The sequence below is a fragment of the Paenibacillus catalpae genome (assembly GCF_900112695.1).
GTDB lineage: Bacteria > Bacillota > Bacilli > Paenibacillales > Paenibacillaceae > Pristimantibacillus > Pristimantibacillus catalpae.
In genome coordinates this window covers 651,793-671,922 of the sequence record NZ_FOMT01000004.1, presented here as the reverse complement: position 1 = coordinate 671,922, position 20,130 = coordinate 651,793, and the positions used below count along the sequence as shown (strand labels likewise).

14 protein-coding genes are annotated in these 20,130 nt (G+C 44.5%); 13 read left to right on the top strand and 1 reads right to left on the bottom strand.

Annotated elements, in window-relative coordinates; genetic code table 11:
• The first annotated feature begins 17 nt into the window (after nt 1–17).
• Genes BM200_RS20790 through BM200_RS20775 form a run of 4 tightly spaced genes read left to right on the top strand, consistent with a single transcriptional unit; the run spans nt 18 to nt 4,622 of the window.
• Complete coding sequence (locus BM200_RS20790; RefSeq protein ID WP_091188555.1) at nt 18–1,844, top strand: ABC transporter permease; 1,827 nt, start codon at nt 18–20, stop codon at nt 1,842–1,844.
• Between the two features lie 2 nt (nt 1,845–1,846).
• Nucleotides 1,847–3,019 carry an ABC transporter ATP-binding protein gene (locus BM200_RS20785; protein WP_091188554.1) on the top strand — a complete coding sequence of 391 codons (1,173 nt, stop codon included), beginning with the start codon at nt 1,847–1,849 and terminating at the stop codon, nt 3,017–3,019.
• Nucleotides 2,991–3,755 (top strand): PHP-associated domain-containing protein, encoded by a 765-nt coding sequence (locus BM200_RS20780; protein ID WP_091188553.1) that lies wholly within the window; start codon nt 2,991–2,993, stop codon nt 3,753–3,755. The genes BM200_RS20785 and BM200_RS20780 overlap by 29 nt, the downstream gene beginning before the upstream one ends.
• 33 nt (nt 3,756–3,788) lie before the next feature.
• Nucleotides 3,789–4,622, top strand: a complete 834-nt coding sequence (locus tag BM200_RS20775; protein WP_091188552.1) for a MurR/RpiR family transcriptional regulator — start codon at nt 3,789–3,791, stop codon at nt 4,620–4,622.
• 423 nt (nt 4,623–5,045) lie between these two features.
• Here the strand turns inward: BM200_RS20775 and BM200_RS20770 are convergent, their stop codons facing one another.
• Nucleotides 5,046–5,495, bottom strand: coding sequence for a very short patch repair endonuclease (locus BM200_RS20770; RefSeq protein ID WP_091188680.1), 450 nt, complete (start codon nt 5,493–5,495; stop codon nt 5,046–5,048).
• A gap of 175 nt (nt 5,496–5,670) precedes the next feature.
• Here BM200_RS20770 and BM200_RS20765 point away from each other — a divergent pair, with 175 nt between their 5' ends.
• From BM200_RS20765 to BM200_RS20725, 9 genes are all read left to right on the top strand, one after another.
• Entirely contained in the window at nt 5,671–7,449 is a 1,779-nt protein-coding gene (locus tag BM200_RS20765; protein ID WP_091188551.1) for a DNA cytosine methyltransferase, read from the top strand.
• A 368-nt stretch (nt 7,450–7,817) separates the two neighbouring features.
• A complete protein-coding gene (locus tag BM200_RS20760; protein WP_091188550.1) occupies nt 7,818–10,643 on the top strand; it encodes a Z1 domain-containing protein in 2,826 nt (941 codons plus the stop codon).
• Nucleotides 10,633–12,780, top strand: coding sequence for a hypothetical protein (locus tag BM200_RS20755; protein ID WP_091188549.1), 2,148 nt, complete (start codon nt 10,633–10,635; stop codon nt 12,778–12,780). Before BM200_RS20760 ends, BM200_RS20755 begins: the two co-directional genes overlap by 11 nt.
• A gap of 2 nt (nt 12,781–12,782) precedes the next feature.
• Nucleotides 12,783–13,745, top strand: coding sequence for a hypothetical protein (locus BM200_RS20750; RefSeq protein WP_091188548.1), 963 nt, complete (start codon nt 12,783–12,785; stop codon nt 13,743–13,745).
• A complete protein-coding gene (locus tag BM200_RS20745) occupies nt 13,742–14,455 on the top strand; it encodes a DUF6339 family protein (protein WP_091188547.1) in 714 nt (237 codons plus the stop codon). The genes BM200_RS20750 and BM200_RS20745 overlap by 4 nt, the downstream gene beginning before the upstream one ends.
• Nucleotides 14,388–15,794, top strand: a complete 1,407-nt coding sequence (locus tag BM200_RS20740) for a DNA cytosine methyltransferase (protein ID WP_245773101.1) — start codon at nt 14,388–14,390, stop codon at nt 15,792–15,794. Before BM200_RS20745 ends, BM200_RS20740 begins: the two co-directional genes overlap by 68 nt.
• 2 nt (nt 15,795–15,796) lie before the next feature.
• Complete coding sequence (locus BM200_RS20735; RefSeq protein ID WP_175532946.1) at nt 15,797–16,708, top strand: PD-(D/E)XK motif protein; 912 nt, start codon at nt 15,797–15,799, stop codon at nt 16,706–16,708.
• 96 nt (nt 16,709–16,804) lie between these two features.
• Entirely contained in the window at nt 16,805–17,218 is a 414-nt protein-coding gene (mutT, locus tag BM200_RS20730; protein WP_342716441.1) for an 8-oxo-dGTP diphosphatase MutT, read from the top strand.
• A 166-nt stretch (nt 17,219–17,384) separates the two neighbouring features.
• Nucleotides 17,385–20,096: an alpha-L-rhamnosidase gene (locus BM200_RS20725; RefSeq protein WP_091188543.1), complete on the top strand. Its 2,712-nt coding sequence runs from the start codon at nt 17,385–17,387 to the stop codon at nt 20,094–20,096.
• Nucleotides 20,097–20,130: the final 34 nt, after the last annotated feature.

Sequence of the window (20,130 nt, the reverse complement as noted above, 5' to 3'; positions counted from 1 at the left end):
GCAAGGTGGAGAGAGAATTGGCGAACAAACCGGCGGTGACCGTGAAGCGGCCGCGGCTGCACAACCAGACCTTGAACTGGCTGACGAATCCCGTTCATCTGATCGGGCTTGCAGCCCTTCTCTTTTTGGCCTATACGATTGTGTGGCCCGTACTGAAGATTCTATATACAACCTTCCTATGGAGACAGCAGGATGTCAGGCTGACGGGAGAGGCGGATCCGGGGCATTTCACGCTCTATCACTGGACCCGGGTGTTGGCAAGCGACATGAGCATGAGCTTGTTCTATAAGCCAATCCTGAATTCGCTTGGCGTTGGCTTTGCCGTATCGGCCTTGTCCATGCTGCTCGGCTGCGGGCTGGCGTGGCTGGTCGTGCGGACGAATATCCCGTGGAAGAAGACGATCTCCTTCCTGGCGGTTATTCCGTACCTGCTGCCTTCATGGATCCTGTCGCAAGCGTGGCTGACCTTCTTCAAAAATGGCAAAATCGGCGGGACGCCAGGCATTTTGCAGGCTTTGCTCCATGTGTCGCCGCCCGACTGGCTGTCGTACGGCTTTGTGCCGATTGTAATCTCCCTGTCGATTCACGACAGCGTCTTCTTCTTCCTGATCGTTGGGGCAGCATTAAGCTCCATGAATAGTCAGCTGGAGGAAGCGGCAAGCGTATCAGGCGCAAAAAGGCTGACCGTGCTGCGGCGTATCGTGTTCCCGCTGGTGCTGCCGTCGATCTTGTCCGGCTTTATCCTGATCTTCACCAAGGCCATCAGCTCCTACGGGGTTCCTGCTCTGCTCGGCACGCCCGTGAACTTCTATATGATCTCAACGATGCTGTATTCCAGCATGCGATCCCGACTGACGACCGAAGCGAACGTGCTCAGCCTGACGCTTATGATCATCTCGATGGTGACGATTTATCTGAACCAGCGGGTCGTTGGACGGCGGCGCAGCTTCGTAACGGTGACGGGCAAGGACAGCGCACGAACCTTAACCTCCCTTGGACGCTGGAGATATCCGGCGGCGGGCATGGCAACGGCGGGGATGATCATCATCTCCGTAGTGCCTTTGCTGGTGCTGCTGCTCCAGTCGTTCATGCTGAAGGAAGGCGAGTATTCGCTGAGCAACTTTACGATGCATTACTGGTGGGGAGGCTCGAATCCGGACATTAACACCGGCGAGAAGGGCGTCTTTCAAAATCCTATTTTCATACTGGCGTTGAAAAACTCTCTCTACATCGCAGGCGTCTCCTCCGTCATCGCAGCTGTCATCGGCCTAATTCTTGGCTATGTGGTAGCGCGGGGCAGACAATCCTGGCTGGGACGGGCAGTGGATCAAGTGTCTTTCCTGCCGTATCTCATTCCGGGCATCTCGCTCGCCGCGATCTATATCTCGATGTTTGCGAAGCCAACCTTCATCATTCCGGCCTTGTACGGGACGATCACACTGCTTATTTTAATTACCGTCGTTAAGGAACTGCCGTTCACCGTAAAAGCGGGCAGCGCCTCCATGATGCAGATCGGGCGAGAGCTGGAGGAAGCGGCTCAGATCAGCGGAGCTTCCTGGTTTACGCGGTTCCGGAGGATTTTGCTGCCGCTTAATCGCAAGAGCCTAATGTCGGCTTTCCTGCTCGTATTTATCGGGGCCATGAAAGAGATGGAGTTAATCATCCTGCTCATAACCCCGCGGACGGAGACGCTGACGACCATTACGTTCTATTATGCTGAGAAGGGCTATGAGCAGCTGATGAACGTCATTCTGATGATCATTATCGCGATCGTGATGACGGTATATTTCCTTGCGGTGAAGTTCGGCAAAGCCGACCTGACGCAGGGGATAGGAGGACAATAAATATGCATGCAATTGAACTGCAGGGCATCCGCGTATCGCTGGATGGGAAGCAGGTTCTTAACGATATTGATCTCACCATTAAGCAGGGAGACTTCATGACCTTCCTCGGCCCATCCGGCTGCGGCAAAACAACGCTGCTCCGCACCATCGCCGGACTCCAGCAGGCGGAAGCCGGGACAATTACGATCAGCGGACGCGAAGTGGCGAACGGAGAGACGTCGTTCCATATGGAGCCGTCTAAGCGAAGGTTAAGCCTTGTTTTCCAAAGCTATGCCTTATGGCCGCATATGACCGTATTCGATAACGTCGCGTTTGGCTTGCAGGTTCGCAAGCTGGGGAAGGCAGAGATCAGGGAGAAGGTAAGTGCCGCTCTGGACAAAATGCGAATCGGCGAGCTGGCCGCTCGTTATCCAAGCGAGCTGTCCGGCGGCCAGCAGCAGCGCGTTGCGATCGCCCGGGCGATTGTCACCGAGCCAGATATTTTGCTGCTGGATGAGCCGCTGTCCAACCTCGATGCCAAGCTGCGCGTCGAGATGCGCGCCGAGCTGAAGCGGCTCCATCAGGAGCTGAACACAACCGTCATCTACGTCACCCATGACCAGCATGAAGCGATGACGCTGTCGACGCAGGTTGCGGTCTTTTTCGGAGGACAGATTGTGCAATTAGATAAGCCGCGTGAATTGTATAAACATCCGAAAACGCTGCAGATATCGGAGTTTATCGGAAATACAGGCATGCAGCTGAACCGATTAGAGGTGGTAGTCCGTACAGATGGGGAAGGTCTGGTATGGCTCGACACGCCGGTTGCTCTTCTGCCTCTTGCTGCGGGTGACGAGCTGGAGGATGGAACGGAGGTCGTGCTCACCGTAAGGCCGGAAGATATCCGGCTGTACGAGAGTGCGCGGCTGGGGAGCGTGGCCGTAAGCGTTACGGCTGTTTTCCCAAGTGGTGCGGAGACCTATGTCCAGCTTGATGCAGGCGGGCAGCAGCTAATGGCCCGCGTCATCGGGGAATCCGAATACGAGCCGGGAGCGACCTTGTTCGCCGTGCTGCGCGAGGATCAGATGAATGCTTATGAGAAGAACACAGGTATCCGATTGGAATTGACATATGCAAGACACAACAATGAACCGGGGGAATCCGCGCATGAAGATCGACTTTCATATACACGTTAAGCTTTCGAAGAAAACCAACTTCGAGATCGAGCATTTCAATAGCATTATTAATGAAGCAAAAGCTCAGGGACTCGATGCCATTACGCTGACCGAGCATTTCAACACGCACCGCTTCGAGGACGTATACGGTACGCTCGACCAGCTGTACCCTTGCAACAATCACTACTACAATGTCGACGGCTTCAAGCTGTTCACGGGCATGGAGGTTGATGTAGCCGAAGGCGGCCATATCCTCGTCAGCGGTCCGAAGGATAAGCTGCTCGAAGTACACGCGGTGCTGAAGGAGCAACATTTGACAGCGGACCGTTTTATCGGGCTGGAGCAATTGTTCGAGTTGTGCCACCCGCGCGGCCTGATGGTGATCGGCGGACATCCGTTCCGCGAGTCGAACCATCTCTACCATATCGACAAAGAGCTGCTGAAGCGGTTCGATGCGTTCGACCTGAACGGCAAAGACCTGCATGAAATCGGCATCCAGGAAAATATCGCGAAGGTTCTGACACTGGGCGAAGAGCTTGGCGTACCGGTTATTGCGGGAAGCGATGCGCATCAGATGTTCCAGGTGGGCTGCGTATATAACGAGTTCGCGGGGGACTTCGAGACCGTAGCCGAGCTGAAGGCAGCTATTCGTTCCAGAGCGTACAAGCGCGTCATCTCGCCTAGTCTCAATCTGCAAGTGCGCGCGGCAAATTACGTGAAGAAGCTGCTGAAGAAGAAAGTTGAAGTCGTCGTTTAAGTCGGCGTGGGAACGGGGGAGAAAGCAGTGGCTATGATGTTATTTGATGAGGCCAAGCTGACGCGCGGCCATCAGCGGATCGCGGATTATATCAGCAAGAACATGGACGATATTCCGTTCATGGTAGAGGAGACTATCGCGGCGGCATGCGGAGTAAGCATCTCCACCGTCTCGCGCTTCTGGGCGGAGGTAGGCTCGAAGAACCTGAAAGAATTCAAGCAGCGCGTCAAGGACGAGGCGCTGCTTTCTCCTGCGCGCAAGCTGCAGTCTGCTTTTGATAAAGTAGGCGGCGACAGCGGCGCAAGCGTGAGCGTGCTGGGATCTGCGGACTACCTTCAGCAGTCGGCCGATCGCCTCGATCAAGAATCGTTCGATGCGGCAGTGGAGATGCTGGCGGAAGCGGGCACCGTCCATATCTACGGACCCGGCTCCGCCGAATGCTTAACCGCATTAATGGACTTCCGCCTGTCGCGCTTCGGCGCTGACGTTCGCCGCTTGGATCGCGGCGGCCATGAGCTCTTCGAGAGCATGGTGCCGATCAAGCCGCAGGACGTCATCGTCATCTTCGGCTTCGTCTCCGAATCCCCGGAGATGGCCGTCCTGCTCGACTTCGCCAGCGAACGCGGCTGCCGCACGCTGCTCATCACCGACCTCGCCGTCAGCCCCATGCTCGCCAAAGCCGGCATCTCCCTCTTCACCGCCCGCGGTCAGCTCTGGGAGTTCCACTCAATGGTCGCGCCAATCGCGGTCATTGAGGCGCTGATCGTTGCGGTGGGGAAAGAGCAGGAGCAAGCTGCGCTTGCCGGGAGCGAGGAGTTGCATCGGTTAAGAAGGAAGTATTCGAAGTTGTTGCCGAAGCGGGTGTGAGGTGGAATCATCGTATATTAGTGTAATAAACCATACAATCAAAAAAGCTGTATTAGTTTATATATTACTATTGTTAGTAAAACCTAATTAATTAGAGAATGTCATTTGAGACGTTTTTTTATATTCTATAGACAGTCCATTGAATTTGAAGTCAGACCTTCTAAAAACTAACATGTAACTGCAAAGGATGGCATCCATTTATGTGACTGGCGTAAATGAATACCCATGCTGGCAGCAATAAATGAATGTATAGATTGAAGATTTAGCCTAATCAGCTCTATATTGTGGGCAGTTGAAGTATAAAGGGTAACTTCTCTTTGCAAAAAACATATGCTCCCTACTAAACAAGCTGACCAACGGTACTACGCCGGTGTCAGCTTGGAATTTTTATTTGTCTTATATAAGGGATAGCCAAACTACCTATTAAATCGTGTTTTGAGTAGACTGCTGACTCTTAACACATTTTATATCTTCTATAAAGTTGATTATTTTATTAATAGTTCGGTCAAAGCTTTCTTTTTTTAAGTCATGCTCCCAAATGCGTAGAATGTTCCAATCTTTTGATCTATAATATTCGGTCACTTGGATATCCCTTTTTCGATTACGTTCTAGTTTTGCAATCCAATATTCACTATTTGTTTTTGGAATATTAGCATGTTGATTACATGAGTGCCAAAAACATGAATCTATAAAGATTACAATTTTGTACTTTTTTATAGCAAAATCAGGCTTCCCAAATAAACTTGCGACATTTCTACGAAATCGGATTCCACAAGCCCAAAGTTTCTTTGAGACCCTTGTTTCTAATCGTGAGACAGATCGAATTGCACGCATATTCTTTTTCCGGTGTTCACTTGATAAATTGTCGGACATTTTTAAACCGCCTCGTTTAATATGCATAATATTATTTCCTGAATTTTAGTTGTTGATACAAGAGGACTCATGTTGCAAATATTTCTTTTGAAAAAGAGATGCAAATAGATTATGCTGCTAATAGATGATATAATTAATTTATAGGAACACACGTTCTATTTCAAGGGGTGGCGAGATGGATAAACTTAAAATTATAGATTTGTTTTCAGGAGCTGGAGGATTAAGTTCGGGGTTCGAACAAACAGGACGTTTCGAAGTCATTGGCGCAGTTGAGCTGAACCCTGCCGCCGCAGAAACTTACATTAAGAATCATGGGAACAATCCAAATATTATTATCAAAGCAGAAGGATCAATTCAAAGTAATATTACAGAGATAAAATTTAAAGAGTTCATCGATAATAAAAGAGTTGATAGCTCCAAACTCGTAGTTATAGGCGGGCCGCCTTGCCAAGGTTTTTCTAATGCGAACAGGCAGAAAAACTATTTAATTTCGGGAAATAATCAGCTGGTTAAGGAATTCGTAAGAGCCATCGACGAGATGCGCCCGAAAGCTTTTCTAATGGAAAATGTGAAGGCTATTGAATCAGTAAAGCATAAATTTTTTGTGACGCAACACAAAAAGGATAAGGACTACAGCTCTGAAAATCATTTAAGAGAAATTACAGCAATGAATAGTAAATATTCTATTGATAAGCCAATATGGAAAGATGATCTTATTACATTACTTGATTCTGAATTTAATTCATTGCAAACTGCAATTAAGTATATTGTTCAAAAAAAATATGATACTCCGATCATAGATGATGAGAGATTAGTCTCTCGATTACGGGTGATTGAGAAAGAATACATTCAGAAATCAAGAGCGAAATCAAAATCAAAATCACCAAAGAGTGTTGCGGAGATTAAAGAGTTAGTTAACCATCTTGCTGGACAAATTGATCAAATGCTCATAAATAATGACGATTTAGGCATAGCTCCAGTCATTATACAGGCATTGCCTAGTTTGCAAAAACTAATTGACGGTGAATTAGATTTACAAAATGCCAAAAACACCATTGGACCACTGATTGATATAAATACCTTACTGATACATTTGCGCGAACTTAAAGATGAGGGTATCGTTAATACATTAAAGGTAGATATGAAATCCCCTTTAAAAGTATACGCTAGTGTAAAATCATATAATGTAGTGGAATATCTTCGATGTGTATTCGAGTATTTTGATTATGACATAGACTCCGGGCCTATAACGGCATCGGACTTTGGGGTACCTCAGAAGAGAAGCAGGTTTATTATGATTGGCACATATAAGGCTCGATATAAACCCGAATTGCCGATAAGAAAATTGAAACGATTATTTTATACACGAGATGCAATATCTGATTTAGCTAGTGTTCCACCTGAAGCAGATATGAAGAAATACAAAGCCTTAGATTATCCTGATTTTCCAATAGATAATCCATTACAAAAGTATTTTAGAAAAGGTAGCGAAAAACTACACAATCATATTAATACCGCCAGTAACAGCTTAAGCTTAAAAAGATTTGAAGAAATCCGGGAAAGTGGAGGGAAAAATTTTCATAGTCTGTCGGATGAGATGAAAGATACTTATACGGATGCAAGCCGAACGCAAACGACTATTTATTTAAGATTGAACTATGATGATCATTCGCCGACAGTTGTGAATATTAGGAAATCGATGTGGAATCATCCTGAAAATGCTGTTTCCCTAAGTGTGCGTGAAGCTGCACGGTTACAATCTTTTAAAGATAAACATATTTTCTGCGGAACGAAAGACCAGCAATACCAGCAAGTTGGAAATGCTGTCCCGCCGTTGATGGCTAGAGCGATTGCGGAATCATTGTTAAAGTCACTTGGTATAGAACCGGAAACACCTCTTGATAAAGAACTCCAAGAACTTGTAGTTTATGAAAATGAAGAGGCTCTAGTATAAAAAAGTCGTTGCAATTTATTTAACTGGTCCCTATGTCAAGGACATTTCGAAAAATGAATTAGGCGACTCATAAAAGATGATTTCCGTATTGAACAGGAGTCATCTTTTTTTAATTTCCAGTAAGTTGTAGTGGTTATAGCAATCAAAAGTATTGAACATTAAAATGAGGAACAAATGTTTGCTGACAGAGTGTTGTCATAATTGTTATTTACAATTGTAAAAGATAGTATAAAACCTCTTAAGAGAGAAGAAATACAGTAAAAGTTTTTAAATTATTCTATTTTTCCCATTCCGATGGGCATATCGTTGTAGTACTATTGTCTTAGTAGTTGAATGATATTCTTTAGTTAAAATTAAAGGGGAATCTTATGTCCGACATACACGAATTTAATTACGATAAGTTACGTACCTGGATACGAGATGCAAGAAATAATGACCTCAGCTGGGAAGCGGTTAAACTCGCCAATCAATTAAGCTTGGAAATGTTACAGATAGAATTAGAACGTCGAATTGTTCAAGACTTTTGGCCAAGAGGATTGAATGTTGAATCTTGGACAGCTCTTGTTCAAGAAGAAGAAAAGTTGGAAAATAACAGACTCACTATATCTTTGGAAGATGATAAGGCAATGGTAGCTACTAAAGATGTTGAGAATAATATCCAAGTCCCTTTGGATGCTAATTCTGCATGGGTAGCTTATAGAAGGCATCTTAAAAACGGCGGCTGGGCTCAGGATTCAATTGATGAGGTTGAATCAGCAACCTACCAAGTTTTGAAAAAGTTAAATAAAGATATTCCAGACAGACAGCCTACTAAAGGAATGGTGGTAGGACATGTCCAGTCAGGTAAAACAGCCAACATGGCTGCAGTTATGGCTATGGCGGCTGACTGGGGATGGAATATGTTTATCGTACTGTCCGGAACCATAGACAATCTGCGCCGTCAGACGGAGCAACGTCTTCTTCATGACTTAAATCATCCTGGAAATCTTTTCTGGAACCCAATCGATCATCCGTCGCTGAAATCTCATTATGGACAGCGAACACCTCAGTTAAGCTTTGAGAAGGGAAGCCAGCGGCGATATTTTACTGTTTGTTTGAAAAACGCGAAACGTTTGGAAGATCTTATTAAATGGATGCAGGAAGATAAAAATAAACTGCAGCAAATGAAAATTATTATTATTGATGATGAGGCTGATCAAGGCGGTATAAATACTGCGAACTTTGATAGCAAGGAACGTACCAAAATTAATAAATTAATTGTTAATTTGGTTGAAGGCAATAAAACCAATAGTGTGAAGTTTGATGCTGCTCCAAATGTAATGAATTACATAGGTTATACTGCAACGCCGTACGCCAACTTCCTTAATGAATCGTCCAGGGAGTCATTATATCCAAGGCACTTTATCCGTACACTTCAACCGTCAAAGGAGTACTTTGGTCCAAAGCAAATATTTGGAATAAATGGTACGGAAGATTGCGATGGATTGGATATCCTGAGAGAAGTGAAAAAAGATGATCTCAGTGCAATTAAGTCTTTGCATGCTGGTGAATCTTTGGGGATGCCGCAGTGCATGACTGATAGTTTAGCTTGGTTCTTGTGTTCAGTTGCAGCGATGCGTGTACAAGGGTATAAGAAGTCGATCAGCTTCCTAGTACATACAAGCCAGAAACAGAACCATCATGATAATGTAGCAGATGCCATTCAGCAATGGCTGGCGCTTCCAAAGAAAAGCATAATCACAATATGCAGAAAAGTATGGGATATAGAAACAAAGCAGTTTGGCCTGGAGAAGTTTAAGAAGCAGTTTAGTTCCTATCCAACAATGGATAAAATCCGCAACTATCCTGACTTCAGCGAGCTGGAAAATGAAATCGCTAAACTGATTTCCAAGGTTGATAATATTCTGATGGATAATGATGATGTTTTGACATATCACGAAGGCATCCATCTGTGTATTGACAACTGCTCAAAGAACAATTCGGACGAAAATGCTTTTATTCGATTGGCTTATCCTGACTCCACAAAGCCAGATTATCCTTCTCCAGCTCCGGCGTTTATTGTGGTCGGCGGCAATACTTTGTCTCGAGGTCTGACAATTGAGGGATTAGTCAGCACGTTCTTTCTTCGCACCTCAACTCAGGCTGATACATTAATGCAGATGGGAAGATGGTTTGGATTCCGTAAAGGATATGAGTTATATCCAAGAATATGGATGACTAACGAGACTCAGACCAAGTTTAAAGAGTTGGCTGAATTGGAATACGAACTTCGAGAAGACCTTAAGAGCTTCATGCATGCAGGTAAAGATCCAAGTGAATTTGGACCTAAGGTAAGGGCATTTCCTAAGGGTATTAAACTTAAAATTACGGCTGCGAATCGAATGAAGCAAGCGATGGCAGCGGACCTTGATTATTCAGGAACAAATGCACAAACCGTTGTATTTAAAAATAACTTTAATGAACTTAATCATAATATCAAGATAGTCGAGTTGTTTTTACAATCCCTTGGTACAGGACAAATATCTCACTCTAAGCGCTCATTGGTCTGGAAAGATGTTTCTTTTGACTTAATAAAAAACGGTCTCTTGTATAACAGGTTCAAATTCCATGAGAGAGCGTCAGTGTTTAATCAGATAGAGGCGTTCTGTAACTGGTATGAAGCTGCATCGGAAAAAACCGGTTTTAGTAATTGGAATATAATTGTATCTGGAACAAAGTCTGAACAGAACGATAAACTTTGGGAGCTTCCTGGAGGACGGATTAATAAAATCGGCCGTTCTCAAAAGGTTCAGAGCACAGAAAGTGACTCCATAAATATTGGTGTTTTGCGTGCTCCGAACGACTTGTTCGAAGATTTCGATAAGCAGGTTATCCAGGATGAAGAAATACAGAGAGTATTGAAGGCTGGAGCACCTCGAAATTCGGTGATAATGGAAACTCGTGAAAAGGCAGGTGTGGCCCTATCACCATTACTTATTATTTACCGAATTGATAAAGATTCTGAAGCCAATGTTAGGACAGTGCCAGGTGAACAGCCTGCGCGTAAAGATCTTAATGCAGAGGCCGATATTATCGGTATGAGTATGTGGATTCCAGGAACTAAGAGCAATTCAATTGTTAAAAATCTGACAGTAAAAATTGATCCTTCTGATGCAGATGATGACTATGAAACGGGAGATGGCCATGAAGATTGAAATTGCGAAGTTTGAACGAATGTCAGAGAGCGGAAGCTCCTTAATACGACTTATTCAAAACAACGAAATGCCTGTAATCGATTTGCTAGTTCGTGAGGCTGTTCAAAATAGTTTGGACGCTGCAAAGCCAGATGCAATAAATGTAGACGTAAGTTTTAATATTCGTACATTTAATCGTTCCAGTATAGTTCAGTTGCTGGATGGCATAGGGGAGCAGATTGAAGGCCTATATTCAGAACAAGAGTACCGTCTGCTGGAAATCAGAGATTGCAATACGGTTGGTCTTACAGGCCCTCTCAATGATAAGATCAGCGATGCTGATCAGTATGGAAATTTAATTAAATTAATTTATCAGGTTGGTATGCCGCAGCAAAAAGAAGGCTCCGGCGGTTCCTGGGGAATTGGTAAAACGGTTTATTATAGATTAGGAATTGGGCTTGTTATTTACTACTCAAGGATATTTGAGAATGGAAGTTACCAATCTCGTCTCGCTGCTTGTTTGGTAGAAGATCAGACCAGGCCTGAAGCGCTTCTCGCTAATTTTAGAAATAATCGAGGTATAGCTTGGTGGGGGGATTCAATTGACGGGCAATCAACTCAGCCAATTATTAGTGAAGCTGATATTGAAGATATCCTTTATAAGTTAGGTGCTCAGCCTTATTCAGGAACAGAAACAGGAACAACAATCATAATTCCATTTCTTCGTGACGATCTTCGTGCTGAATTCGATTTGGACAATGAGGAAGTTGAGAATTCTAAAATGGCCATTTCAGCGATGGATTCGTGGTGGACGCAGACTGATGAAGGTGCACTTGAGGTTGCTTTGCAACGATGGTACGCTCCTCGTTTAATGAATTCGGAATATACTTACGGTGCTTGGCTTAGAGCGAGTGTAAATGGTAAAGGCATTGGCAAAGATCAATTTTTGCCAGTTTTCTCGCTGGTACAGAGATTATATAACGAGATATGGTCCACTCAAAAAGAAGATCAGGAGGAAGCGGTTCAATTAAAAGAGGGATCGCTTGCGCAATTGGAGCAAGGGGAAATAGGCTGCCTTCCAATTAAGATAAGATCGGAGTTTGTAAAGGGTCAGACAGCGGGCTGGGTTGCATTTAGTAAAGTCACGGCCGAACAACTATTGATGGGACCTCCGCATAATTATCCTTCTCCGTGGATTCAAATATTCGGAAAAGAGACCGGATTGGATCAGAATCCTGCGATTATTACTTTTACTCGAAAGCCTGGTATGTTAGTAGGTTATGAGTATAGTGGTCACTGGACGGATGGAATTTCTAGAACTGGAGCCGGCGAATATATATTGGGGATCTTTGTTGCTAACTCAAATAATCCGTTAAATGAGCAGAACCCTAAGTCCCAGAAACAGTTTTTGCTTGAGGAGTATATCAGGGGCTGTGAGAAAGCAGATCATACGTCTTGGGGGGACTGGACTCCTAATAAAAAGAAAAAAACAATTATCGAAAGAATTCAGAAAAATGTTCGTAAGCAAATTTCACAATCCCTTTCTGATAAAAAGCCTGGGGTTACTGAAAAGAAAGAGACAGCTCTTGGAAGAATGCTTGCATCAGTACTAATGCCTCCAGAAGGTTTCGGACAGTCTGCTAAAATTCAAAAACAAGGCGGATCCGGAGGAGGTTCAGGTTCAGGTGCAACTGGCCGCCTAGCAAAGCTTCAGACATTATCTTCACCTAAGTATGAAGCGGGCCTCATTAAGTATGATTTTGAGTTATTTGGAGGGAAAACCTGCAAGGAATTTGATATTAGGCTTAAAGTGTTGACTGAGTCTGGCGAGATGAACGCCGACGTATGGGAAAGCGATGAAGGTATAGGAAGTGTCTTTCCATATGAAGTGACAAAGTTAGAGATTCATAATATTACAGGAGCAAAAAATAAGAGAATTGAGATGGATCAACCGCTTGTACTTGATCACTCAAATCTATGTGAGGAAATTGATCAGATTCGATTCGAATTAAGTAAGAGCTCAAGATTTCAAAAATGTTGTACTGTAAGCGTTCATAATGGAAATGCATATACGTACAGCGGATCAATTTGGCTTTCATCCAGTGATCGTAAAGTAAGTGCAGCGATTCAGATTGATTCCCGCACCGGAGGTAATTAAGCATGAAGGCAATCATTAATTTAAACCCGGTCCTAACAGAGGAAATAAAGCTTAAATCTGCAATTCAGTTTATTGACTATGGATTTGAGTACGATGAATACGGCATCCGAAGATCAATTAGTGCAGAACCAGTTACAGGTTTTGAACATACGGGTTCTAAATTAGCTCTCCAAGATGAGCGTGGGGTATGGAATGAAAAGACCCATAGTCTAATTGTAAGCAGAAGTATCATTCTCCAAAAAACTGATCATTTGTTTGGAAGCAACGGCGTTGCAGGACTGAATGCGGAAATTGGGACTGCAATTGTATGGAAATCGAAATCATCTAATCAGCGGGGAATCTTTGTAGGGGATAGCTTTGATTCTAACTCTTCTAAACGCCAATTTAATATTTCCGGTGAGTTTTTGAGAGGTTCATTGCGGGATAAAATTGAGTTAAGTACTATTATGTATATTAAAAGCCCTGGCAGTTTATTGCCTGATGAAAATCACCTGGCTAATAATGCTGGATTTATCATAGGGGAATTCGATACAACTACAATTCATATTAAGGGCACGGGTTCATTTTTCCCGATTTCAACTATTAGTGAAGATGGCCCGTTATGGCGTGTAGAAATTAACTGGGATGATCCTACATTGGATTTATTTGAAGAGCAGTATGTTAAGATTTTATTGAATGAGAGACACCCAGATTATAAGCATTTGGATTTTAGCAATAATCTTACAAAACTATCTCCGCTTATGAGAGAGGTTCTGGCATCTTCCCTTCAGATTATTATACAAAATGTCACACGCACTATTGATGTACAGTCGATTCTAAGCGGGACAAATATAGCAAGCGGAAGCATTTGCCAGGTCGTACAATACTTCATTCAAACCTTCGAGTGGAATACTAGTTCTCCTGAAGAATTAGCAAGTTCCATTCGCAAAGGTCTGGATAAACTGCTCGGGGGAGGCACAGTATGAACTGGAAGACGATGAATAGTTCAGATTTACAATATCGTGTGAGCAGTTGGAATGATATCGGTGAAGTACATGAAACTCCTGCAGCTGATTATCTAGAACTGAGAGAGGAGCTGCTTCAGATAGAAATGGAAGTTAAATCTGAGCTGCAGATTTCTACTCCAAAAGGGCGCGAGTATGCTTATGACCTATCATTTGGCTTAAAGCTTTATCAGGTGCTTAAGAAATATGATATGACAGAAGCAATCGCTTCGGATAATCAAATTTGGGCCTACTTAGGGGTAGCTGTTATACCGGATATTGTTTTCAAAAGATGGGGGGCACAAGCTCATGATAGATTCTATCAATCCCCTAGACGAATATGGTTAAAAGTGTTATGGTGGTATATTCATCTTTCTTGGCAGGGAACAGAAGAGCTTACTAGAAAAGTTCTTTTAACTAATACAACAGATGAAGTCGTACAGTTAGTTGAACGATCAGGAAATTTCGGATACCGCATTAAGCTTTGCCGAGAAATTATGCTTCAATATGGTCAATTTGACAATGAAACCAAGACTAGATCGGGACAGCTTTTTCGCCGTGTAATGAAGCTGAATACAGCCAGACTTGCAGTAATAGAACCAGCATTATATGAGGGTGAAGAATGTGGATACGTTACAGACCTATTCAAAGAAATCGTCAATTCGAAGTTCCAGCTTGCCTCAAGTCATTGATTTATTTTCTGGCTGTGGCGGATTAGCCTATGGCTTTCAATCTGCTGGGTTTTCTATTGGAAATGGGATTGATCTTTCACCATCTGCCGTAAAAACTGCTTCCTATAATCTTCATTGGAAAATCAATGGAGATGGACAGCATATTGCGGGAGATATAACCAAGTTCAACGGTAATGATTTTATAGCGGATTCCCCCAATGGGTATATCGTTATTGGGGGACCGCCTTGTCAGGCTTACTCCCAGATAGGAAGAGGCAAGCTGCGTTCATTAGGTAAAGGCAGAGACCATCTAAGTGATTCAAGAGGGATGCTGTATATGGATTTCTTAAGAGTTGCACTTGAGGTGGATGCTCGTGCTATCGTCATGGAGAACGTACCCGAAGCGGTTAATTATGGGGAGCAAAATATTCCTGAAGAAGTATGCGAGCGTTTAGATAAGGAAGGATACCATGCGCGATGGAGTATTCTAAATTCAGCTGACTATGGAGTACCTCAAACAAGAGAGAGACTCTTTGTAATTGCTATTAAAAAGTCTGAAGGGGTTATACCGAGATTTCCCGCACAGACACACTACTCAGCAGACTGCAGAGCAAACTCCTATAAGCTCCGGCTTGCAAAACTTAGGGAATATCCTCATTATATTGTCCCAGAGGAATCTTCAAAACAGCTGCCGCCTTGGATTTCAGTTCAAGAGGCACTGTCAGATCTGCCTAGGTTATTCCCAACGGCAGATTCTCGATATCGACTGTATGAACTTAATATACTATTAAAGTACGCTTCCCCTCCGTCAAATGACTATCAGCAGAAAATGCGTCACTGGGGCGGAGAGCCGCTTGAATATGTTTCAGGCCATGGTTACAGAAAAACACTTAGAGATTATCGGATCTTTGAAAAGATGAATCCTGAAGACAATTATATTCAGGCGATTGAAATTGCTGAAGCGTTCCTTGAACAAGCATGTGCCGCAGAAAATGTAACAGAAGATACTAATCCAGAGAGATATATCGAGCTGAAGAAGAAATATGTGCCTCCATATGACACGGATAAATTTAAAGACAAATGGAAGCGTCTAAGTTTAGATAAGCCGTCTCATACATTAGTAGCACATTTATCTGTGGATACCTACAGCCATATCCATCCTTGGGAGCCAAGAGGAATATCAGTCAGGGAAGCCGCTAGACTGCAGTCTTTTCCTGATGATTTTATTTTTCAATGTACAATGGGTGATGCATTTAAGCAAATTGGGAATGCAGTTCCTCCATTGCTTTCGAATGCAATAGCTAATGAGCTGAAGAATTTACTTGCGAAGAAGGATCAGCTAGCTGAGGTGAATGTATGAGCTTGGACATCGAACTAAAGATACTGTTCGCACAAAATGCGAAAAATAATGCCCTGAAAGTTACTAGCCTGCCTGATGCTTATGAAGCATGGGTTATTCAATATAATGATGAGTACGGTGTAGCTATTGAAGTAGACCCAGAATTAAAAGTCAATGAAGGATTTGCAAGTGCATACCTTCGTACAACATTTATGACTTTACAGAACAAATCAATGAATGCACTTTTGTTGACTTGCCGCATTACAGAGTTGCGTATGGAGTTTGCTTCAATCTGTTCACAGTTTCTTGACCCAGGCATTAAAGGAGAGGCACGAACGGAACTGAAAGCTGATCCACTAAAATGGTGGAAGAGATGGAGTCAGCTACTAGGTAACAACTTATACATGAAACAAGCCTATTCTGTTCTTGGTGAGCTATGTGCAGTGCGCTATTTACTACAACAAGGTAAAAAAGTACATTGGGCAGGAGCATCTGGCGGTACTAGGGATATAGAAGTTCAAAATGAGAATCAAGATATTGAAGTTAAATCTACTCTGATTAGATACGGTGAGACTATTACAATATCCGGTCAGTTTCAATTGCGATTAATCCCTGACAGAGAACTTTACTTGATTTTTTGCAGGTTTGAGCCATCTGAGGCTGGGGAGTCTATAGAAACTTTAGTTAATGATTTAAAGCTATTAGGTTATCCGGAGGACACTCTTGAGCGTGAGTTGGAGAAATGCGGGCTAAAAGCAGGCAGCGCGGCTAGGATGGAGACGTACTCACTTCTTGAGAAGAGAAAGTACCATGTTGATGATGCTTTTCCGAGGATTACGGAACAGTCTTTTATTAATGGAAAGTATCCTGATTCTATCTCACAAATTTCCTATAGCATTAATTTAGCAGGTGTTACGTTTGAACAACTTGTATAATAATATGAAGGGGCTCATAAAATAAGAGTCCCCTTTTTTATGTAGATCTGTAAGTTAATTTTTATAACTAAATATATTTCGCTAAAAAGAGTTTAAATGCAGGAAAATAAGGAAGTGTACTACATGATCGTTGTTGGGGCAGCTATTATTGAGAATGAGCACGGCCAGATATTAATTGCACGTCGGAGAAAAGGGAAGTCTCAAGCGGGCATGTGGGAGTTCCCCGGCGGCAAGATTGAAGTGGGCGAAACGGCAGAAGATTGCCTGAAGCGGGAGCTGCTTGAGGAGATGAACATTGAGATTACTCCTTACGCGTATTTCGGAGTTAATGATCATCACTACGGTTCCACGCATATCCGGCTTATTGCTTACCAAGCAGCCTTCGTCAGCGGGGAGATTACACTGGTCGATCATGATGAGTACCGCTGGATCAGTAGTGATGAACTCAAGGAGTTTACTTTTGCCCCGGCAGATATTCCGTTCGTAGTGATGTTGGAAGAAGGGAAGTAGCAATAAAGTGTCACGCCAATCAGTTATTCTGATTCGCGTGACATTTTTTAGTTTGTATGTGTTTTGTGGTTTATTCACTCTAGTTAGTATGTTATTATGAGGGTGATATTCATTACGTATGTATACTAACTCACTTATCCTTAATCAGTAGAAGGGGACTACGATCATGGAAAAGATTATTCGATTGCGGTGCGAGTATAATCATAATCCGATTGGCGTACAAACGAGCCAGCCTCGCTTCAGTTGGGAGCTCAATACCTCCAAACGTGGCCAAAGGCAGGCTGCTTATCAAATTATTGTATCCGCGAGCGAAAACAATGCTATCGCCGGAACCGGTGACCTATGGGATTCCGGAAAAGTCGCTTCTGCGGAAACCTTTCACATTGCGTATGCAGGCAAGCCGCTGGTTAGCGGGCAACGCTGTTACTGGACGGTTAGATGTTGGGATCAGGATGGGGAACTATACGAAGCTGAAGAGGCTGCTTTTTTTGAAATGGGAATCCTCAATCCGAAGGAATGGACCGCACAGTGGATTGGTGCCGATGAGTCGATTGCGGCTCCGTTATTCAGGAAGACTTTTCACATTGAGAAAGCAGTTAAGCAGGCCACTGTATTCGTATCGGGCCTCGGTTACTATGAGCTGTATATGAACGGTGATCAACTCGGGGACCACGTGCTTGTTCCCAACTGGACGGATTATGATGACCGCCAGATCGAAGGCTTGCTATATCCTTTCGATGATCAAACCTCTAAGCGAGTTAATTATCTTCAATATGCTGTGACCGACTATACTCAGCAGGGAGAGAATGCGATAGGAGTTATGCTGGGGAACGGCTTTTACAACCAGACGGAAAGAACCGTTGAAGGAACAATGAGCTATGGCGCTCCCAAGCTGATTTTGCAGCTGGTCGTGACTTATGAGGATGGTACGGTGCAATGCATTCAGAGCGATGACAGCTGGAAATGCAGCTCCGGTCCGATTGTGTTCAATAACGTTTTCTACGGAGAAATTTATGATGCGAGGCTTGAGCAGCCTGGCTGGGCCGGAATTGGCTTTGATGATTCGTCTTGGGCTAATGCCCGTCTGGTCCGTGCTCCCCGCGGACAGTTAACGGCTCAGATTTCTCCGCCGGATAAAAAGATCAGCACCATCGTTCCCATCTCTCGTACTGAAGTGCAGCCTCAAGTCTATGTATTTGATTTTGGTCAAAACTTCTCGGGCTGGGTACGCATTCGCATGCAGCAAGGAAATGCCGGGCAGCAGGTCACGCTGAAGTTCGCGGAGAACTGCAACTCTGATGGAACGCTTGATACGTTAAGCTGCGGAGGGGACGATCAAATTCAAGCCGATACTTACATAATGAAAGGGCAAGGATTAGAGCAATATGAACCCCGATTCGTCTGGCATGGCTTTCGATACGTAGAGGTCACCGGATATCCTGGAGTACCGGACTTAAAAGACCTTGAAGGTATCGTCGTGCATGCTTCTGTCGAACCTATCGGCGAGTTCACCTGCTCCGAACCGTTACTGAATCAGGTGCAGCACGCTTACCGTTGGTCGCAGCTTAGCAATATGCATGGAGGCGTACCGAGCGATTGCCCGCATCGGGAGCGGCTCGGATATACCGGTGACGGGCATTTAACTGCTGAAGCGGCCGGTTATAATTTTGACATGGCTGCTTTCTATACGAAGTGGATCGGAGACATTAGCGATTCGCAGAATAAGCAGACAGGTTTTGTCCCGCACACGGCTCCGTTTAATGGAGGCGGAGGTGGCGTAGCTTGGGGATCCGCCTATGTCATCATGCCGTGGATGATGTATCGCACTTATGGAGATCAGCGCTTGCTCGCTGAACATTATGAAGGCATGAAAAGCTGGATCGCTTACTTAGGCACGCGTAATCGGGGCGGCTATCTGGTCGAATTTGAAGAGGAGGGCAGCTGGTTTTTAGGGGACTGGTGTATCCCGGGGCAGAACGAGCTTCCTCCTTTACTCGTGAGCACGTTCTATTATGCCTATACGGTGAACATCATGTCCAAAATCGCCGCAGTGCTTGGTCATGAAGAGGATCGGGAGCAGTATGCGGAGCTGTTTGGCCACATATGCGCAGCTTTTAATGAGGCGTTCTTTAATCCCAACACGGTTTGCTATTCCATTGGTCGACAAAGCTCGGATCTTTTTCCGTTCATTCTGGGCTGTGTTCCCGAGGGTTACGAGGATAAAGTGTGGCAGCGGGTACTGCGGCACTACCGGGAAGAGCTGAACGGACATTTGGATACCGGCATATTCGGCACCTCCTTCTTGTTCGATCTGCTGAGTGAGCGAGGGGAAACGGATCTGGCACTCGGCATGGTGCTGACAAAAGAATATCCCGGCTACGGCTATATGATCGAAAATGGCGCCACCACCCTATGGGAATCATGGGACGGCCATGACTCCCATAATCATCCGATGTTCGGGAGTGTCAGCGCTTGGTTCTACAAGCATCTGGCGGGAATAGCTCCGCATCCCGATACCGTTGCTTTCGGGCAAGCGGTCTTCAAGCCTTTTGGCGCGAAGGGCTTAAGCCACGCATCTGCTTCAGTCCATACCATTAGCGGGCAGTACGCGATTCGTTGGTCCACGGAGAGCAGCGGCAGCTGGGAATGCGAGATTCAGATACCGTCTAATTGCTCAGCAGAAGTGCATTTTCCTTTAAAACGCCGAGATGCTCTTATTTCATCGATCTTCGAGCAAGGGTGTAATCAGACCATCTGGTCATCATCCGATTCGGACCATACAGCCGATTCCCTCCAAGTGAGGACGGATTCGAACGATGTTGTTGTCACTCTTGGTTCAGGGCGTTACGAGTTCCAAGTGACCGTTAATCCATCGTAAATAGTGCCTGAACCACGATGTGGTTCGGGCCTTT

Excerpts from the sequence above, each read along its gene's own strand:
- BM200_RS20780 (WP_091188553.1), top strand. The coding sequence starts at position 2,991 with ATGAAGATCGACTTTCATATACACGTTAAGCTTTCGAAGAAAACCAAC.
- BM200_RS20775 (WP_091188552.1), top strand. The coding sequence starts at position 3,789 with ATGATGTTATTTGATGAGGCCAAGCTGACGCGCGGCCATCAGCGGATC.
- BM200_RS20770 (WP_091188680.1), bottom strand. The coding sequence starts at position 5,495 with ATGTCCGACAATTTATCAAGTGAACACCGGAAAAAGAATATGCGTGCA.
- BM200_RS20760 (WP_091188550.1), top strand. The coding sequence starts at position 7,818 with ATGTCCGACATACACGAATTTAATTACGATAAGTTACGTACCTGGATA.
- BM200_RS20755 (WP_091188549.1), top strand. The coding sequence starts at position 10,633 with ATGAAGATTGAAATTGCGAAGTTTGAACGAATGTCAGAGAGCGGAAGC.
- mutT (WP_342716441.1), top strand. The coding sequence starts at position 16,805 with ATGCAGGAAAATAAGGAAGTGTACTACATGATCGTTGTTGGGGCAGCT.
- BM200_RS20725 (WP_091188543.1), top strand. The coding sequence starts at position 17,385 with ATGGAAAAGATTATTCGATTGCGGTGCGAGTATAATCATAATCCGATT.
- BM200_RS20785 (WP_091188554.1), top strand. The coding sequence starts at position 1,847 with ATGCATGCAATTGAACTGCAGGGCATCCGCGTATCGCTGGATGGGAAG.
- BM200_RS20745 (WP_091188547.1), top strand. The coding sequence starts at position 13,742 with ATGAACTGGAAGACGATGAATAGTTCAGATTTACAATATCGTGTGAGC.
- BM200_RS20765 (WP_091188551.1), top strand. The coding sequence starts at position 5,671 with ATGGATAAACTTAAAATTATAGATTTGTTTTCAGGAGCTGGAGGATTA.
- BM200_RS20750 (WP_091188548.1), top strand. The coding sequence starts at position 12,783 with ATGAAGGCAATCATTAATTTAAACCCGGTCCTAACAGAGGAAATAAAG.